Origin of the sequence: Corallococcus sp. EGB, from assembly GCF_019968905.1 — a bacterium.
GTDB lineage: Bacteria > Myxococcota > Myxococcia > Myxococcales > Myxococcaceae > Corallococcus.
Genome location: NZ_CP079946.1, coordinates 1596602 through 1613182 on the forward strand (window position 1 = coordinate 1596602; position 16581 = coordinate 1613182).

Here is a 16581-nt window from a genome sequence, read left to right on the forward strand (position 1 = left end):
CCGTGACAGACCTGCTTGAGGGGATGAAAGGCTTTGCGTTGAACCTCGAGCGCGTCGACGTGACCTCTCCTCACGTGAACAAGACCCGTGAGAACCTTCCCCATGTGGTCATCCTGGGAGGCGGCTTCGGCGGCCTCTACGCGGCCCGGCACCTGCGAAAGGCAGGGGTCCGCGTCACGATGGTGGACCGTCATAACCACCACCTCTTCCAGCCTCTGCTGTACCAGGTGGCCACGGCGACGCTCAGCCCCAGCGACATCGCCTCGCCGCTGCGCGCGATGCTCGGTCGCGATCATGTCCAGGTGCTGCTCGCGGAAGTGACCGGCGTGGACACCGCGCGCAAGCGCGTCCTCCTGGCGGACAGCGAGCTGGCGTACGACTTCCTCATCGTCGCCACCGGAGCGACGCACTCGTACTTTGGCAATGACGGCTGGTCGCGGCACTCGATGGGATTGAAGACCGTCGAGGATGCCCTGGAGATCCGCCGTCGCGTGCTGCTCGCCTTCGAACAGGCTGAGCGCGAGCCGGACCCCGAGCGCCGCCGCGCGCTGCTCACCTTCGCCATCATTGGCGCGGGCCCCACCGGCGTGGAGCTGGCGGGGGCCCTGGCGGAGATCAGCCGCAATTCATTGTCGGGTGATTTCCAGAACATCGACCCCCGGGATGCGCGCGTCATCCTCATCGAGGGGATGGACCGTGTGCTCCCCACCTATCCCGAGCATCTCTCGGGCGAGGCCCGCCGGGTCTTGGAGAAGCTCGGCGTCGAGGTGCGCACGGGCACCCGCGTCACGAAAATCGACGACGAGGGCGTGGACATGGGCCCCGAACACCTGTCGGCCCGTACGGTGCTCTGGGCCGCGGGGGTGGAGGCCTCGCCCGTGGCCCGCTCGCTCGGCGTGGAACTGGACCGGGCGGGCCGCGTCCCGGTGACGCCCGAGCTCACCGTGCCCGGACATCCCGACATCTTCGTGGTGGGGGACCTGGCCCTCGTGAAACAGGAGGACGGAAGCGCGGTGCCGGGAGTCGCGCCCGCGGCGATGCAGGAGGGGAAGCACGCGGTGCTCAACCTCCGCCGACAGCTCGCGGGTCAGCCCATGCAGCCCTTCCGTTATTGGGACCGGGGCACCTACGCGGTCATCGGCAGGGGCCATGCCGTGGGTGTGGCCTTCCGTCGCGTGAAGCAGTCCGGCTTCACGGCGTGGCTGGCCTGGCTCTTCATCCACATCACCTTTCTCATCGGATTCAGAAGCAAGCTGGCCGTGCTGCTCAACTGGGCGTACGCGTACCTGACCTTCGGCAGGTCCGCGCGCATCATCACCGGCCCCGCGCCCCTGTTGGAGGAGCGGGGCGTGCAGCCACTGCTCGCGAGTGGAAGGTCAGCCGATATCGCCGGTCGGGAGCCCGAGGCTCCCGCCGTACTCGGGGGGCTGGTGCCTGAGAGGAGCGGGCCGGGGTGAATCATGCGCCGCTCCCCGGGTATTGAAGTAGAGCCAGCCCCGGCGGTCCAGCATCCGGCAATCGACGGCGAGCCTCATGTCCACATCCTCGATACGTCCATGCCCCTCCAGGTCCGCGCGCGTCAGCGCGAGCTTGAGGATGCGGTCATGCGCCCGAGCGGAAAGGCCATGCTGAGTGACCGCGCGCTCCAGCGCCTTTTCTGCACCCGGTGACAACACGCAGTAGCGGCGTAGGAGGTGCGAAGGCATCTGGGCATTGCAGTGCACCCCTGGCAGCTCCTGGAAGCGGGCCCGCTGTCGTTCGCGCGCGGCCTCCACTCGCTGCCGGTAGTAATGGCTGGGCAGCTCCTGGGTCTTCGAAGCGAGGTCGTGGTACTCGACTGGCCGCGTCTGCACGGTGATGTCGATGCGGTCCAGCAGGGGGCCACTGATGCGCTCGTGGTAACCGAAGACGCGATGTTCGGGGCAGCCACACTTGCGCCCGGGGACGTTGAAGTAGCCGCAAGGGCAGGGGTTCATCGCCGCCACCAGCATGACCCTACAGGGATAGGTGATGTGCTGGGTGGCTCGCGCCAGGTGGATGGCGCCTTCTTCCAGGGGCTGGCGCAGCACCTCCAGCACGTTCTTGCGGAACTCCGGCAACTCGTCGAGGAACAGCACGCCATGGTGCGCCAGGGACAGCTCGCCTGGGCGCGCAGTGGGGCCGCCTCCCACGAGCCCGGCATCAGACAGCGTGTGGTGGGGCGCCCGGAACGGACGCTCACGCATCAATGCCTGCTCGTCTCCCAGCAGCCCCAGGATGGAGTAGACCTTCGTGACCTCCAGCGCTTCGTCGAAGGTCATCTCGGGCAGGATGCCTGGCAGCCGCCGCGCCAGCATCGTCTTGCCCGACCCTGGAGGGCCGGCCATCAGGATGTTGTGTCCGCCAGCCGCCGCGAGCTCCAGCGCCAGCTTCAGCTCCGGCTGCCCCCGTACGTCGGCCATGTCCGCGGACTCCGTGCGAGTCCTGCCCACGGAGGTTCCCGTGCGCGTCAGCGGCGCCAGCGGGGCCGTGCCGGTGAGGTGCCCCACGGCCTCTTTCAGGTGGGCCACGGGCAGCACATCGAGTCCTTCCACCAGTGCGGCCTCGGCTGCGTTGGCGGCGGGCACCATGACCCCCTGGAAGCCGCCATTCCTCGCCGCCACGGCCAGCGGGAGCACCCCTTTGATGGGCTTGATGGAGCCGTCCAGCGACAGCTCACCGCCAAAGAGGTAGCGCTCCAGCGGCTCTTCCTCCATCAACCGCGCCGCAGCCAGGACCCCCAGCGCGATGGGCAGCTCGAACGCCGCCCCTTCCTTGCGGATGTCCGCGGGCGCCAGGTTGACCGTGATCCGCTTCTGCGGAAGGTCGAAGCCCGCGTTCTTCAGCGCGGAGACCACCCGGACCTTCGATTCCCGGGCTGCTCCCTCCGGCAGCCCCACGACGTTGAAGTAGGGCAGTCCGAGGGCCATGTCGACCTCGCACTCCACCACTACCGCGTCGATGCCCATCAATGCCCCCGACCGCACCCTCGCCAGCATCGTCTCCCCCTTCCAGCCCGTATGGGAGAGGGTGAGAGCAATGCCCGTACCGGCGCCCTGTCCCCACGGCCGGCCGGCCACGGCCATCCCGCGTGGCAGACGCCGGGTCCCAGGAGAAGACACGGGGGCTGAAAAACGAAGAAGCCCGCTGGCGTCGGAACGCCAGCGGGCCTCGGATGCAATCGGTGACGGCGTGTTCGCGCGTCAGCCGTGGATCAGGGCGTCGGAGCAGGGGCGGGCGGCGCACCATCCGGCGTGGTCTGCGTGCCCTGGATGACCGCGTTCTGGGGAAGCTCGGTGGCCATGCCCAGGATCTTCGCTCCCGCGGCGCGGGCGCCGTCGAGCGCCACCACGAGCTTTCCGTAGTTCGCCGCGTCATCCGCCATGAAGAAGACGACCTTCTCGTCCGGCTTCTTGGCGTTCAGCATGCGCTTGAGGCGGGCGACATACTCGGACGCGGGGATCTGCTCCGTGTTGATGGAGTAGGCGCCGGCCTTGTCCACCTGCACGACGATCTGCTGATCATCCGGCTCCGGCGGCGGCTGGTTCTCCTCCACCTCCGTCTCCGGAACGCGGACGAGGATGTCCTTCTCCAGGAGGGGCGTCACCACCATGAAGATGATGAGGAGCACCAGCACCACGTCCACCAGGGGCGTGACGTTGATCTCCGAGTTCGGCGCGGACGCGGGCTTGACCCACTGACGCTGCTTGTGTCCTCGGGACATTACTTCTTCTCCTCCACGCCCAGGGCGATCTGCTTCGCCTTCGCCTTGCGGGCCGTGTCCAACACCTTGCGCACGTCGCCCACGTTCAGGGCGTTGTCGCCCTTCAGGAGGATCTTCTTGCCCGGATCCTTCACCAGCTCCGCGGCGATCTTCTCCTGGAGCCCCTTCTCGTCGACCTCATCATTCTCCACGAACATCTTCTTGTCCGGGGTGATGGAGAGGATCAGCGGGTCGGCTTCCTTGCCTTCCTTTTCGATCTCCGTGGCCTTGGGCAGCTCCACGGACTTGCCGCGCTGGAGCATGGGCGTCACGACCATGAAGATGATGAGGAGCACCAACACCACGTCCACCAGGGGCGTGACGTTGATCTCACTCTTGACGCCCCCTTTGGGGCCTGCTGACATTCCCATGCGTGCACCTGTATCCGGGAAGGGACGCCCACCCCGGGGCAGCACGGCTTCTCAGCCGGACCGCCCACATGGGTGGGGTGTCTCAGGGGTGGAGCTTCGGACTAGGCCGCGTGCGACGAACCGCCGCCCACGTGCCGCGCCACCACGTCCAGGAACTCGTTGGAGGACTCGGAGATGTCCACGGAACGGGCATCCACCCAGCCCTGCAGGAAGTTGTAGGCCATCACGGCGGGGATGGCCACCAGGAGGCCGAACGCCGTGGTGATGAGCGCCTCGGAGATACCGGCGGAGATGGTCGCCAGACCGCCGGAGCCCGCGGCCGCCATGAGCTGGAAGGCGTTCACGATACCCATCGTGGTGCCCAGCAGGCCGACGAACGGCGCCGTCGAACCGACGGTGGCCAGCAGGCCCAGGCCGCGCTTGAGGCTCTGCACCTCACGCTGCGCCTGGCGCTCCAACGCGCGCGCCACGGATTCCACCGCCAGGTCCTTGTTTCCAGGGGTGATGCGGTACGCCGTCAGGCCGGAGTTGATGACGCGGCCCAGGTGGCCCACGTCCTTGCCCAGGTTGGTGTTCGCGGCGGTCGTCAGGTCACCCTTCGCGAGGATCGCGCCCATCTTGGCGGCGAAGTTGCGGCTGTCCGAGCGGGTCTTGCGGAAGACGATGATCCGCTCCGCCATGACGACCAGCGACGCCACCGACATGATGGCAAGGGTGAAGATGATCATGCGGGCGAAGAGGCCCGTGTGATGCCAGATATCAGCAAGGGAGAATTGCATGGCGTTGGAGCGCTCCTCCTCACGAGCGCGGGGTTATTTTCGGCGGACTGCTCAAGCGGGACTGCCTGCTTTGGATCAGCGCGGCAGCTTCAGGTTGAAGTTGAACGTGTACTGGACTTCGACCGGCCTGCCCTGGAACGTGACCGGCTTGTAGCGTGAGGCGGTGAGCACGTCCATCACGGCCTGTTCCATGTGAGGGAGCGGCTTGATGACCCGGCAGCGCTCGACCTTTCCCTCGGTCGTGATCACGCACTTCACGATCATCAGACCCTGCACGCGCGCCTCGATGGCCTCACGCGTATAGGACACTTCGGGACCCGCGATCTTCTCAGGACGCGTCATGCCCTGGCCGAACGCCAGCACGTCCGTGCCCGTTCCACCCAGCTGACCGCCCACCACGCCGCCGATCACGCCGCCCACCACGCCACCCACCACACCGCCCGCGACGCCACCCTCCACGCCGCCCTCGACCTCGGCCTCGCTCGCTTCCTCCTTCTCGGGCTCGGGCGCGGTCTCCGTCTCTTGCGGCTTCTCCTTCGGGATCTCCTTCGGCTGCACGATCACGTCCTTGGGCTTCTTGGGCGTGACCTTCTTCTCCGTCTTCGGCTTCGACGAGGCCGGGGGAGGCGGAGGCGGAGGCGGGGGCGGGGGCGCCATCGTGGCCTTCAGCGTGACCTCGACCTCCTTCTCCTCCACGGGAGGCGGACGCGTGGAGAGATAGGCCACCAGACCCAACAGGCCGAGGTGAAGCACCGTGGAAACGCCAGCGCCCACGCCGAAGTGAGACCTGGGTCCTTGCCCGCGGTCAAGGACTGAATCGAACATGCACGTAACTCCTCTTCACCAGTGGACTACCCGTCCCCGCCATGCCCGGATTTGAAGGGCGGCCACCATACAGAAAAGGGCTCCGGGTTCAAGCAACCGTGTCTGGTGCCGCTGCCGTGATCGCGCAATGCCGCACTGGTCACCAAAAAGCAACGGTCTATTGACAACTGCTTGACCTCGGCTATTTTCCCGAGTCATTTTCGGTTGCAGCCCACCTTGGAGGGGTTTGGTATGCAAGTGAAACAAGTACTTCGGGAAACCGGAGTCGTCCTTGCTGCGGGTCTGTTGTACGGATCCGCAGCTTTCGCGCAGTCCAGCGTCATCATCGGCACTGTCATCAATACTGAGGACAAGAAGCCGGCAGCCGATGTCGTTGTGACCGCCACCTCGCCCAACCTGCAGGGCGAGCAGACCGTGGTTACCGACGCACAGGGTAACTACCGTATTCCCCAGCTCCCGCCGGGCACGTACACGTTGCGGTTCGAGAAGGAGACGTTCAAGCCTTACGCCCGCCCCGAAATCCAGCTGCTCCTCAACCGCACCATCCGCGTGAACGTGGAGCTCCTGCCGGACTCCTTCACGCAGACGGTTGACGTTATCGGCACCCCGCCGACGATCGACGTCGGTTCGACGAACCAGGGCGTCAACGTCGATCAGGAGTTCATCAAGCGCATCGCGGTGGCCCGTCCCGTGGGCAAGGGTGGCGCGACGCGCTCCTTCGAGTCCCTGGCCGAGCTCGCCCCTGGCGCCCAGGCGGACCAGTACGGCGTGTCCATCAACGGCACGACCTCGCCTGAGAACGGCTACGTGGTGGACGGTCTGTCCACGAACGACCCGGCCTTCGGCGTGAACGCCAGCCCGTTGAGCATCGAGTTCGTGCAGGACGTGAACATCATCACCGGCGGTTACATGCCGGAGTTCGGTCGCTCCACGGGCGGTGTGATCAACGCGGTGACCCGGTCCGGCTCCAACGAGTTCCACGGCTCCGTGTTCGCCAACTGGACCCCGGGTGCCCTGGAAGGCAAGCGCAAGCTGGTCGTCGAGGACGGCAGCACGATCACCGGCCTGAACGCCCTGAGCAACCTGGGCGACTTCGGCGCGACCCTCGGTGGCCCCATCCTCAAGGACAAGCTCTGGTTCTTCGCCGGCTTCGCGCCGTCGTTCCAGCGCTACCAGCACACCCGTGCGCTCAACGCGTTCCAGCTGACGGCCCCGTTCGACCCGACCCCGGGTGCGACGAACACCGTGGCGAAGGACGCGAACGGCTTCAGCGTCGTCCAGGAGATCCCGGGTTCCGAGCGGAAGTACTTCGCTGACGCCCGCACGATCCAGTTCATGGGCAAGCTGACGTACCTCATCAACCAGGACCACAACGTGTCGTTCGCCCTGAACGGCACCCCGACCGTGTCGGGTGGTCTGGGCAAGCTGCGGATCAACCCGAAGACGGGTGGTCTGCCGGGTGCGCAGATCAGCCGTCCTGAGGACATCGGCCAGGTCGAGGACCGGGCCAACACCACGGCGCTCGCCCTCAAGTACGCCGGCGCGTTCATGGACAAGAAGGTCCTGGTCGACGCCAACGTCGGCTGGTTCCACCAGACCGCGGGCGTCACCCCCGCGGACGGCACCGCCCTCGGCTCGACGGATGGCCTGGCGGGCTACTCGCTGGCCCAGTACACGCGCCGCCGCACGCTGACCACGTTCGAGAGCGTCCCCAACGCCGCGGAGTACTGCGGCGCGACGACGGCGGAGCAGCTCCTGCGCTGCCCGTCCACGAACTACCTCGTCGGCGGCCCCGGCTTCATGTCCGAGGCGACGCTGGATCGCTACCAGATCAACGCCAAGGCCACCTACCTGCTGAACGCCCTGGGCACGCACGTGTTCAAGGCGGGCGTCGACACGGAGTTCCTGAACTTCGACCAGAAGAAGGCCTACTCCGGTAGCGTGTACCTGGTGGAGGCTGGTTCGGCCAGCGACCAGATGTACCAGGGCGTGAGCCGCCACATCTGGTCCGACAACCGGCGCTACGGCTACCAGACGGCCCCGGACACCCCGGTGTTCGAGACCCTGCAGCAGTCCTCGACGAGCGGCACCACCATCGGTGGCTTCCTCCAGGACAGCTGGTCCATCGCCAATCGCGTCACGCTGAACCTCGGCGTGCGCTACGACGTGCAGAACATGTACGGCGGCGACGGCAACCTGGCGCTGAAGCTCGGCAACCAGTGGTCGCCCCGCCTCGGCGCCGTGGTGGATCCGTTCGCCAACGGCCGCGCGAAGCTGTTCGTGAACTTCGCCCGTTACTACGAGCAGGTTCCGCTCAACATGATGGACCGCGCCTTCCCGGGTGAGCGCCGCTTCAGCGCGCGTCGCTACCTGACGGAGCCGGGCGGGGCCGAGGCCGGCTGCGATCCTTCCACCCTGGAAGGCCAGCGCGGCGGCTGCTCGGATCGCCAGTACATCGTGCCGCGCGCCGAGTCGACGCTGAACTCCAACCAGTACTTCAGCGGCGGTCTGGTGCAGAGCGAGCCGGTCGATCCGGACATCAAGCCCCAGTCCTCCGACGAACTCGTGGTCGGCGGTGAGTACGAGCTCCTGGCGAACACCCGCGTGGGCGCCAGCTACACGCACCGCGACATGAACTCGGTCATCGAGGACATGAGCCGCGACGACGGCAACACGTACTTCCTCGGTAACCCTGGCAGCGGCTTCGCCAAGGAGTTCCCGAAGCCGGTTCGTGACTACGACGCGGTCACCGTCTACCTGAACCGCACGTTCACGGACGGCTGGCTGGCGCAGGCGAGCTACACGTGGTCCCGTCTGTACGGCAACTACCCCGGTCTGTTCCGCCCGGAGAACAACCAGCTCGACCCGAACATCCTCGCGGACTTCGACCTGATCGCCCTCCTGAACAACCGTACGGGCCTGCTGCCCTTCGACCGTACGCACGCCATCAAGGTGTTCGGCGCCAAGGAGTTCAACATCTCCAACGCGCTGTCGGCGAGCATCGGTCTGTCCTACCGCGGCAACTCCGGTACGCCGATCAGCTACCTCGGCGCGTACCCGGGCTACGGCCAGGATGAGACGTTCATCCTGCCGCGCGGCAGCGGCGGTCGCACCCCGTGGGTCAACAGCGTTGACTCCAACGTGGGCGTGAACTACCGCGTGAGCAAGGACAGCGTGGTGTCCTTCACCCTGGACGTGTTCAACCTGTTCAACTTCCAGACGGCGGACCGCGTCGACCAGTCCTACACGTTCTCTGAAGTGCTCCCGGTCTACGATCCGAAGACGGGGAAGGCTGGCACCGCAGCTGACCTGCCCACGAAGACCAGCCCAGGCAGCGTCCCGTCCGCGGAGGGTGGTGTGCTGGCCTACGACGACGTGAACCAGAACTTCAAGAACCCGGACCGTTACCAGGCCCCGCGGCAGATCCGCTTCGGTGTCCGGTACACGTTCTAGTCACCCGACCACGTGAGGAAGATCAGCAACATGCGCAAGAGCATTCTTTCATCGCTGGTGATGCTGACGGCCGCGGGCAGCTTGACCGCCTGCGACGTCGAGCAGCCGACTCCCGGGTGCATCGTTCAGGACGCGACCGCCGGGGCTTGGTGGGCGAAGTACGACGTGGTGACTCCTCCGACCGGCACCAAGACGGGCGGCGGCACCTGCGGCGCGACCGAGGCGCTCGAGGTAGGTGACAACCTGGGCGTGTGGAAGTTCGCGGACCCGAAGACGGGGAGCAACATCCTCGTGGTTCGGCCGCAGTACATGGCCCGGTTGGGCTCGGCGGATGCGAACAACACGTTCGACAGCCTCCAGGTCACCGGCAACCTGAGCGCCGACACCACGGACGACTTCTGCCTCGCACCTGATTTCAACACGGCGACGGTCAACCCCACCACGGCCGGGGTGACGTCGAACATCACCTACACGCTGAAGAACGTGAAGGTGTACTCGTCGCCCAGCTCTCCCGGCACCCAGATGACGGGCGAGGTGACCTTCGTGCGGAATGGTTGTACTTCCACCTACGTCATGCGTGCGGTGTGGCCTGCGACCCCCTGCGATCCGCGCGTGGACCAGACGGATGCTGAGCTGGGCTTCGCCAACTGCGGCTCGGGCTCGGGCATCAACCCGGACTTCTCCGTTGAGTGCGAGGCGGTTCCGAAGCGCTTCTGGACCGGCCGCTTCCTGACGCCGGAGGAGCAGGAGCTGGAAGACTGGCCCGCGGATTACAACGAGGGTAAGTGCATCCCCTCGAAGGCGATCCCGTCGTTCAAGTAGTCGGCACTGACCGACCCTGAAGGCCAACGCGGCCCCGGCAGCCCCTCCCCCACGTGGGAGTGGCGGTCCGGGGCCGCGCTGTTGTTAGGTGTCTGGAATCCACGTCGGGAGGACCATGGAGGGCCGTTACGAACTCATCGAGCACGTCTGCTCGCTGCTGGCGGACGAAGCGGGGACGCTCCGGAAGGAGGCGCCCTACCGGGTCGCGCTCTGCTACCCGAGCCCCTACCACGTGGGCATGAGCTCGCTGGGCTACCAGGCCATCTACCGGGAGGTGCATGCGCACGCGGGAGCCACCGCCGAGCGTGTTTTTCTTCCCGATGATGTCGAGACATACAAGAGAACAAGGACGCCATTGTTTACCTGGGAATCCCAGGCAAACGTGTCTGGCTTTGAAATGCTTGCCTTTTCAGTTGCCTATGAATTGGAGCTTTCAGGCTTGTTCACGATGTTGGATTTGTCTGGTTTGCCAGTTCTTTCTTCGGAGCGGGATACAAGGCATCCGCTGGTGGTGGCGGGCGGGCCGCTGACGTTCTCCAACCCGGATCCGCTGGAGCCCTTCGTGGACGTGCTCGTCCAGGGGGAGGCGGAGGATTTGATCCACGTGCTCTTGGATGCCGCGGCCTCCATGGAGCGCGAGGCGCTGTTGGATCACCTGGCGAAGGTCCCCGGATTCCGGGTGCCCGGCCGGGGGGGGACGCGCTACCACGTGGCGAAGGCGACGGACGCGCGGCTGCCGGCGCGCACGCAGATCATCACGCCTCACACGGAGCTCCGGTCGATGTTCCTCATCGAACCGGAGCGGGGCTGTTCCCGGGGCTGCCACTACTGCGTCATGCGCCGCACCACCAACGGGGGCATGCGGACGGTGCCGCCGGAGCGGGTCCTGTCCCTCATCCCGGAGCATGCGAAGCGCGTGGGGCTGGTGGGCGCGGCGGTGACGGACCACCCGCGCATCGTGGAGCTCTTGCGCACCATCGTGGACTCCGGGCGCGAGGTGGGGGTGTCCTCCCTGCGCGCGGACCGGCTCACGCAGGAGCTGGTGAATCAGCTGCGGCGGGGTGGGGCGACGAACCTCACGGTGGCCGCTGACGGAGCGTCCCAGAAGATGCGGGACTTGGTGGACCGCAAGCACTCCGAGGAACAGATTGTCCGCGCGGCCCAGTTCGCTCGCACGGCGGGCATGAGGCAGCTCAAGGTCTATAACGTGGTGGGCCTGCCGCACGAAGAGGACGCGGACATCGACGAGCTGATCCGCTTCACCACGGAGCTGTCGCGCATCCTGCCGGTGGCGCTGGGGGTCGCTCCCTTCGTGGCCAAGCGGAACACGCCGCTGGACGGCGCTCCCTTCGCGGGGCTGCGGGAGGTGGAGAACAAGCTGGAGCGGCTGCGCAAGGGCTTGCGCGGACGGGCGGAGGTGCGGCCCACGTCCGCCCGCTGGGCCTGGGTGGAGTACATGCTGGCCCAGTGCGGCCCGGAGGCGGGGCTCGCGGCCCTGGACGCCTGGCGCGCGGGGGGGAGCTTCGCCGCATGGAAGCGGGCCTTCCAGGAGCGCGGGTGCGAGCCGTACATGGCCCGCCGCGTGGAGGACGGACGGCGCCAGCCCACGATGTGGCCCGTCGTGCCGGGTCGCCCGCCGCCCCAGCCGTCCGCCGCCTGACGGGGCCCGCAAAGGCCGTATTCGCCGGGCTCCGCTTTCGCTAGAAGACGGCCATCGCGGGGCCGATGGCCGGCACTCGCATGGCCTCGGAGAGCATCTGGTGAGCACGCAGCGCGTGGAAAAGTCGTGGCAGAAGACGGGCCTCAAGGACTACTCGACGGAGGCCCTGCTGGCCACGCTGGGGCACTACGGTGTCCCCATGACCGAAGAGGACTACCGCAAGCTGGCGGAGTCCGCCTATCCGCTCGGCATCGCCCAGCAGTGGGCGGCGAAGTGGAAGGGCACGGGCCCGTTCAAGGACTACGTCGTGGCCGCGGCCGTGGAGCTGTGGCGCCGCTGGATGACGGACCGCGTGTCCCCGCAGGAGTTCACCACGTCCCTGGCGACGCTGATGCAGGTGCTCGTGCACAAGCTCAACGGCGCGAAGGAGGCCCCGGTGGCCTCCTCCTTCGAGCACCTGAAGGCGCTGCGCTCGAAGCTGGCGGTGGATGACAAGGGCGCGCTGCCCGCGCCGTTCCTCCAGGAGGCGCTGGCGCCCTTCTCGGAGAAGGACGCGGAGCTGTTCGACAGCCTGGCGGAGTCGCTGGCCGCGCAGGGGCACCTGGAGGACGCCACGGCGTTCGCCGACGTGGAGGAGTTCCTGCTGCCCGACCGGCGCGGCATCTCCCAGGCGGTGGTGCGCGCCGCGAAGGGCGAGCGCGAGCCCGCCATCCAGGACCTCAAGAACCTCATCCACGACACGGCGCGCGCGCCCATCTCACGCCTGCTGGCGGTGGACGGCCTCATCCATCTGCAGGCGTGGATTGACGCGAGCGTCGAGGGCCGCGGCCTCCTGGCGGAGGCGGAGAAGGCCAACGACATCCACCTGGCGCTGGACCTGGTGCCCCGCCTGGAGCACATCTTCAAGCAGCAGAACGACCGCCAGGCGCTCCTGGAGCTGATGGGCACGCAGGAGCGGCTGGAGGCCCTGCACGACAAGATGCACCCGGGCCACCGCGCGCACCGGCACCAGCACGCGCAGCCCCAGCCGCGCCGCCGTCGCTAGGCGTCACGCGGGGCCTCAGGTCCCCGTGCGTCGGGGGCCCCGGTCTTCCGGGGCCTCGGACACTTCAGGCTCGCTGGCCGTGGATGCCGCCGTGTCCGGCGTGCCGGACTTTTCGCCGGGCTTCTCCGGCGCCGCGCGCTTGAGCTTCACGGTGATGACGCCGGGCACGCCTTCCGCGACGTCCCGCACGGGCACGACGGCGCCCACGGTGGTGTAGCGGATGGCGCCCGTCTGGGTGAAGGCGTGCTTGAGGGCGTACTCCTTCGCGCGGGGGAGGAACCACTCGCGCACCCGGGGCAGGGGCAGCGCGTGCAGTTCGCCCTGCGTGAGGAAGACGTACACCATCAGGTCCGCGCCGCTGTAGAGGAAGCAGCCGGGGGTGTCCTTCTCCAGGTTGGAGATGAGCTCGAAGAAATAGCGGCGGCGGGTCGCCTGGCGGTCGCCCTTCACCTCGATGCCGCGCACCTCGCCGGAGGGCAGCTCCCAGAGCAGGTCCACGCCCCGGTGCTGGAAGCGCGGATCCAACTGCACGTCGTGCACGCGAGACCCGGGCTCCGTCTCCAGGAGCCACGCGCGGGCGTGCTGCACGGCCCGGTCGGCCGCGCCCTGCACGCCCCTCATGCTGAAACTGCGGCCTCCCATCGCGGCTAGCGGCGCAGCTCGACGCCGGAGGCCACGAGCTGCACCTCGCGGGGCTTGCCGTCGGTGCCGCGCGGGACGATGGCGCCCTCGGCCTCGTAGTGCTTCGCGTGGGCGTCGCTCAGCTCCGCGACCTTCACCACGCCCTCCACGCGCGCCTGCGAGCCCGCCGAGTCCAGCGGGACGAAGAAGCCGTAGTCCTTGAACGTCACGCGCACGCCGGGGCTCTTGGCGTCCTGGGCCAGCTCCATCCAGCAGCCCTTCTTCTCACACGCCTTGCGCACCTGGCCCTCCACGCGCACCACCTTGCCGTCGTGGGCCTGCGGCTTCGCGAGCAGCTCCGACAGCTTCACCGTGGGCTCGCCCTTGAGGGGCTCGCCGCGGGTGAGCGTCCAGCCGGTGCTGGCGGCCTTGGCGGCCTCGGGCGTCTTCGCGTCGGCGGGGTGGTGGCAGTCGCTGGATGCTTCCGCGGCCTTGGCGGGCGCGGGCGCCTTGTCCGCCGCGAGGGCCACGAGGGGAGCGGCGACCAGCATCACGAGGGCGGTGCGGAGCATGTGCATGCCCGTTCGCTTAGCCCAGGTTTCCCGGGCCCGGCAAGGCACCCCTTCCATCCTCGCGACCTATCCCGCACACTCGGCGCGAGGTGCGCATGAAGGTCACCATCCCCGCCCCCAACCGCCGCTGGGGCACATTCGAATGGCTCGGGCTCGTCGGGCTCTTGGGGCTGCTCATCGGGCGCTACGTCCCGGTGGCCCGCATCATCCCGTTCTGGGGCTGTGTGCTGCGCGAGCGCACGGGCTGGCCCTGCCTCGGCTGTGGGCTCACCCGCGTGGCGGACCGCGTCGCGCACCTCAACATCCCGGGGGCCTGGGAGGCCAACCCCCTGGGCACCGTGTGCGCGCTGCTGTTCGCGCTGGCCGCGGTGGGGACGGTGCTGCACGTCCTCTTCGCGCTGCCCATCCCGGAGGTGGAGCTGGAGGAGCGTGAGTGGCGGTGGGCGCGCATCGCGTTCCCGCTGGTGTTGCTGGTCAATTACGCCTACGTCGTGGTGCACACCCGTTTCCCGCACCTGCTGTCCTGAAGGGCGGGACCCTGTCTTCCTCCGTGCTCTCCGCCTTCCTCCTGCTGGGCTACCTCTGCGGCTCCGTGCCCTTCGGCGTGCTGCTGACGCGGTGGCTGCGCGGAGTGGACGTGCGCGCCAGCGGCAGCGGCAACATCGGGGCCACCAATGTCACGCGCGTCGCCGGCAAGAAGCTGGGCGCGGTGGTGCTGCTGCTGGACGCGCTCAAGGCCGTGCTGCCCGTGGGGCTGGCCGTGTACTTCATGCCGGGGGACGCGCTCGCGCATGCGCTGGTGGGCCTGGCCGCGGTGCTGGGGCACGTGTACCCGGTGTGGCTCAAGCTCAAGGGCGGCAAGGGCGTGGCCACCGCGCTGGGCGTGCTGGTGGTGCTGGCGCCCCAGGCGGCGCTCGCCGGGGCCATCATCTACGGGCTGGTGGTGTCCCGGTGGCGCGTGAGCTCCGTGGGCTCGCTGTCCGCGGCGGTGGTGGCCATCGCCACCGCGTTCCTCACCGCGCCCGCGCGCGAGTATGTGCTGCTCACCGCGGGGCTATTCGTCCTGATGCTCTGGACCCACCGGAGCAACCTCCAGCGGCTCGCCCGGCGCACCGAGCACCGGCTTTGAGCCGGGCGGCAGCGGCGGAGCGCGGTAGCCCAAAAGCGTGCAGGGGATGGGGCCGTTCCACACGTCGCGCCGGGCGATGGGGCGCGCGTGGAAGGCGCTCTCGAAGGCGGGGTTGCCGGACAGCACCCAGACGCGCCAGCCCGGCAGCGCGCGCAAGCTGTCGCCCAGCTTGAAGTAGAAGGTCTTCATGCCCTTCTGGCCGCCGGAGCCGAGCCGGTCTCCATAGGGCGGGTTGGTGAGGACGAGCCCGCCGCCCTCGGGCAGGGGCGGGAGCTTCGTCGCGTCGCCTTCCGCGAGTTTTATCTCCTCGCCCAGCCGCGCCGCCTTCACGTTGCGGTCCGCGGCCTCCAGGGCCTCGTCGCTCTTGTCGAAGCCGAGGATGGGGACCTCCACCTTGCGCTCATTGCGCCGCGCATCCGCGCGCAGGTCCGCGAGCAGCTCCTTCGCGCGCGCGCCCAGGTGCGGCCAGCGCTCCACCGCGAAGCTCCGGCCGATGCCAGGGGCCCGCTTGCGCGCGATGAGGCCGCCCTCGATGACGAGGGTGCCCGAGCCACACATGGGGTCCACCAGCGCCTCCGTGCCCGTGTAGCCCGCCGCGCGCAGCAGGGCCGCGGCCAGGTTCTCCTTCAGGGGCGCGGGCGTGGGACGCACGCGGTAGCCGCGCCGGTGCAGCGGCTCTCCGCACAGGTCCAGGGAGAGGGACAGCTTGTCCTTCACCAGGTGCGCCACCACGGACACGTCCGGGTTGCGCGTGTCCACGTCCGGCCGCGCGCCCAGCTTGTCGCGCATGCGGTCCACGATGGCGTCCTTCACCTTCAGCGCCACGAAGCCGGAGTGCGCGTGCCCGGTGTCCTTGAGGTTCGCGTCCACCGCGAACGTCACGTCCGTGGTGAGGTGCTCCTCCCACGGCACGCTGGCCACCGCGTCGTAGAGCCCCTGCGCGCCGGGCGCGTCGAACTCGCCCAGCGGGTAGAGGACACGCATGGCGATGCGGGACCAGAGGCAGACGTTGAGCGCCTCGTCGAGCGCGGCCATGAAGCGCACGCCGCCTCGGTCCTGGCGGATGCGCCTGGCGCCGAGCTCCTTCAGCTCCTCGGCGAGCAGGTCCTCGGTGCCGCGCGCGGCGGTGGCGAATAGGGCAAGACGTTCAGCCATGGTGCACCGCCCTTAGACGACCCCGGGGCGATTGGGAACTGCTCAGGTGGCCACGACCTCGTACATCGTGAAGGTGGCGCCCTCCTGGGCCGCGCTGGCCGCCTTCGCCCGCTGGAAGTCCTCCGACTGGAAGTAGGCCCGCATGGCGTCCCGGTCCGCCCAGCGCGTGATGAGCAGGATTTCAGGCGAGCGCTCGAACGAGCGCAGCACCTCCAGGCCCAGGAAGCCCGCGTGGCCGTCCACGCGCCGCGAGCGCTCCTGGAGGCGGTGGACCCAGCCGTCCGCCTCTTCGGGGGACGCGCGGAAGCGGGAGATGGCGACAATCATTCGGCCGTCCGGGAAAAGGAGAGGGGGCGCCCGGAAGCTCC

Annotated in this window: 16 protein-coding genes; 7 read left to right on the plus strand and 9 right to left on the minus strand. The window is 68.2% G+C overall.

Translation table 11 applies throughout. The annotated features are described in order from the left end of the window. Positions 1 to 59: 59 nt before the first annotated feature. The gene (locus KYK13_RS06550) at positions 60 to 1457 is read left to right on the plus strand and encodes an NAD(P)/FAD-dependent oxidoreductase (RefSeq protein WP_370645302.1); all 1398 of its coding nucleotides are present in this window, start codon (positions 60 to 62) and stop codon (positions 1455 to 1457) included. Here the strand turns inward: KYK13_RS06550 and KYK13_RS06555 are convergent. The 5 genes from KYK13_RS06555 to KYK13_RS06575 all read right to left on the minus strand — a co-directional run bounded on the left by KYK13_RS06555 (position 1377) and on the right by KYK13_RS06575 (position 5756). Further along, positions 1377 to 3017, minus strand: coding sequence for a YifB family Mg chelatase-like AAA ATPase (locus tag KYK13_RS06555; RefSeq protein WP_223642812.1), 1641 nt, complete (start codon positions 3015 to 3017; stop codon positions 1377 to 1379). The two genes, KYK13_RS06550 and KYK13_RS06555, sit on opposite strands and share 81 nt — an antisense overlap. Positions 3018 to 3232: 215 nt before the next feature. Beyond that, on the minus strand, positions 3233 to 3742 hold the full coding sequence (locus KYK13_RS06560) for a biopolymer transporter ExbD (protein WP_223642814.1): 510 nt from the start codon (positions 3740 to 3742) through the stop codon (positions 3233 to 3235). After that, positions 3742 to 4152 carry a biopolymer transporter ExbD gene (locus KYK13_RS06565; RefSeq protein ID WP_223642816.1) on the minus strand — a complete coding sequence of 137 codons (411 nt, stop codon included), beginning with the start codon at positions 4150 to 4152 and terminating at the stop codon, positions 3742 to 3744. The genes KYK13_RS06560 and KYK13_RS06565 overlap by 1 nt, the downstream gene beginning before the upstream one ends. A gap of 101 nt (positions 4153 to 4253) precedes the next feature. Next, positions 4254 to 4931: a MotA/TolQ/ExbB proton channel family protein gene (locus KYK13_RS06570; RefSeq protein WP_223642818.1), complete on the minus strand. Its 678-nt coding sequence runs from the start codon at positions 4929 to 4931 to the stop codon at positions 4254 to 4256. A gap of 75 nt (positions 4932 to 5006) precedes the next feature. Next, positions 5007 to 5756, minus strand: coding sequence for an energy transducer TonB (locus KYK13_RS06575; RefSeq protein ID WP_223642820.1), 750 nt, complete (start codon positions 5754 to 5756; stop codon positions 5007 to 5009). 231 nt (positions 5757 to 5987) lie between these two features. On the opposite strand from KYK13_RS06575, the gene KYK13_RS06580 reads away from it, so the two are divergent. The 4 genes from KYK13_RS06580 to KYK13_RS06595 all read left to right on the plus strand — a co-directional run bounded on the left by KYK13_RS06580 (position 5988) and on the right by KYK13_RS06595 (position 12736). Then, positions 5988 to 9209: a TonB-dependent receptor domain-containing protein gene (locus KYK13_RS06580; RefSeq protein ID WP_223642822.1), complete on the plus strand. Its 3222-nt coding sequence runs from the start codon at positions 5988 to 5990 to the stop codon at positions 9207 to 9209. 30 nt (positions 9210 to 9239) lie between these two features. Further along, positions 9240 to 10031 carry a hypothetical protein gene (locus tag KYK13_RS06585; RefSeq protein ID WP_223642824.1) on the plus strand — a complete coding sequence of 264 codons (792 nt, stop codon included), beginning with the start codon at positions 9240 to 9242 and terminating at the stop codon, positions 10029 to 10031. Positions 10032 to 10146: 115 nt separating this feature from the next. After that, positions 10147 to 11691: a radical SAM protein gene (locus tag KYK13_RS06590; protein ID WP_223642826.1), complete on the plus strand. Its 1545-nt coding sequence runs from the start codon at positions 10147 to 10149 to the stop codon at positions 11689 to 11691. A 100-nt stretch (positions 11692 to 11791) separates the two neighbouring features. After that, the gene (locus KYK13_RS06595; RefSeq protein ID WP_223642828.1) at positions 11792 to 12736 is read left to right on the plus strand and encodes a hypothetical protein; all 945 of its coding nucleotides are present in this window, start codon (positions 11792 to 11794) and stop codon (positions 12734 to 12736) included. Between the two features lie 15 nt (positions 12737 to 12751). On the opposite strand, the gene KYK13_RS06600 is transcribed toward KYK13_RS06595, so the two are convergent. Together KYK13_RS06600 and KYK13_RS06605 are read right to left on the minus strand one after the other, a co-directional pair. After that, on the minus strand, positions 12752 to 13357 hold the full coding sequence (locus KYK13_RS06600) for a hypothetical protein (protein ID WP_223642830.1): 606 nt from the start codon (positions 13355 to 13357) through the stop codon (positions 12752 to 12754). A gap of 26 nt (positions 13358 to 13383) precedes the next feature. Further along, positions 13384 to 13935, minus strand: a complete 552-nt coding sequence (locus tag KYK13_RS06605) for a DUF4920 domain-containing protein (RefSeq protein WP_223642831.1) — start codon at positions 13933 to 13935, stop codon at positions 13384 to 13386. A gap of 89 nt (positions 13936 to 14024) precedes the next feature. On the opposite strand from KYK13_RS06605, the gene KYK13_RS06610 reads away from it, so the two are divergent. Beyond that, positions 14025 to 14456, plus strand: a complete 432-nt coding sequence (locus KYK13_RS06610; protein ID WP_223642832.1) for a DUF2752 domain-containing protein — start codon at positions 14025 to 14027, stop codon at positions 14454 to 14456. Positions 14457 to 14479: 23 nt separating this feature from the next. After that, positions 14480 to 15058: a glycerol-3-phosphate 1-O-acyltransferase PlsY gene (plsY, locus tag KYK13_RS06615; protein ID WP_223642833.1), complete on the plus strand. Its 579-nt coding sequence runs from the start codon at positions 14480 to 14482 to the stop codon at positions 15056 to 15058. On the opposite strand, the gene KYK13_RS06620 is transcribed toward plsY, so the two are convergent. Both KYK13_RS06620 and KYK13_RS06625 read right to left on the minus strand, forming a co-directional pair. After that, complete coding sequence (locus tag KYK13_RS06620) at positions 14984 to 16213, minus strand: class I SAM-dependent RNA methyltransferase (protein WP_223642834.1); 1230 nt, start codon at positions 16211 to 16213, stop codon at positions 14984 to 14986. The genes plsY and KYK13_RS06620 overlap by 75 nt on opposite strands. A 42-nt stretch (positions 16214 to 16255) precedes the next feature. Beyond that, positions 16256 to 16540 carry an antibiotic biosynthesis monooxygenase gene (locus KYK13_RS06625; protein WP_223642835.1) on the minus strand — a complete coding sequence of 95 codons (285 nt, stop codon included), beginning with the start codon at positions 16538 to 16540 and terminating at the stop codon, positions 16256 to 16258. Between the last annotated feature and the right edge of the window lie 41 nt (positions 16541 to 16581).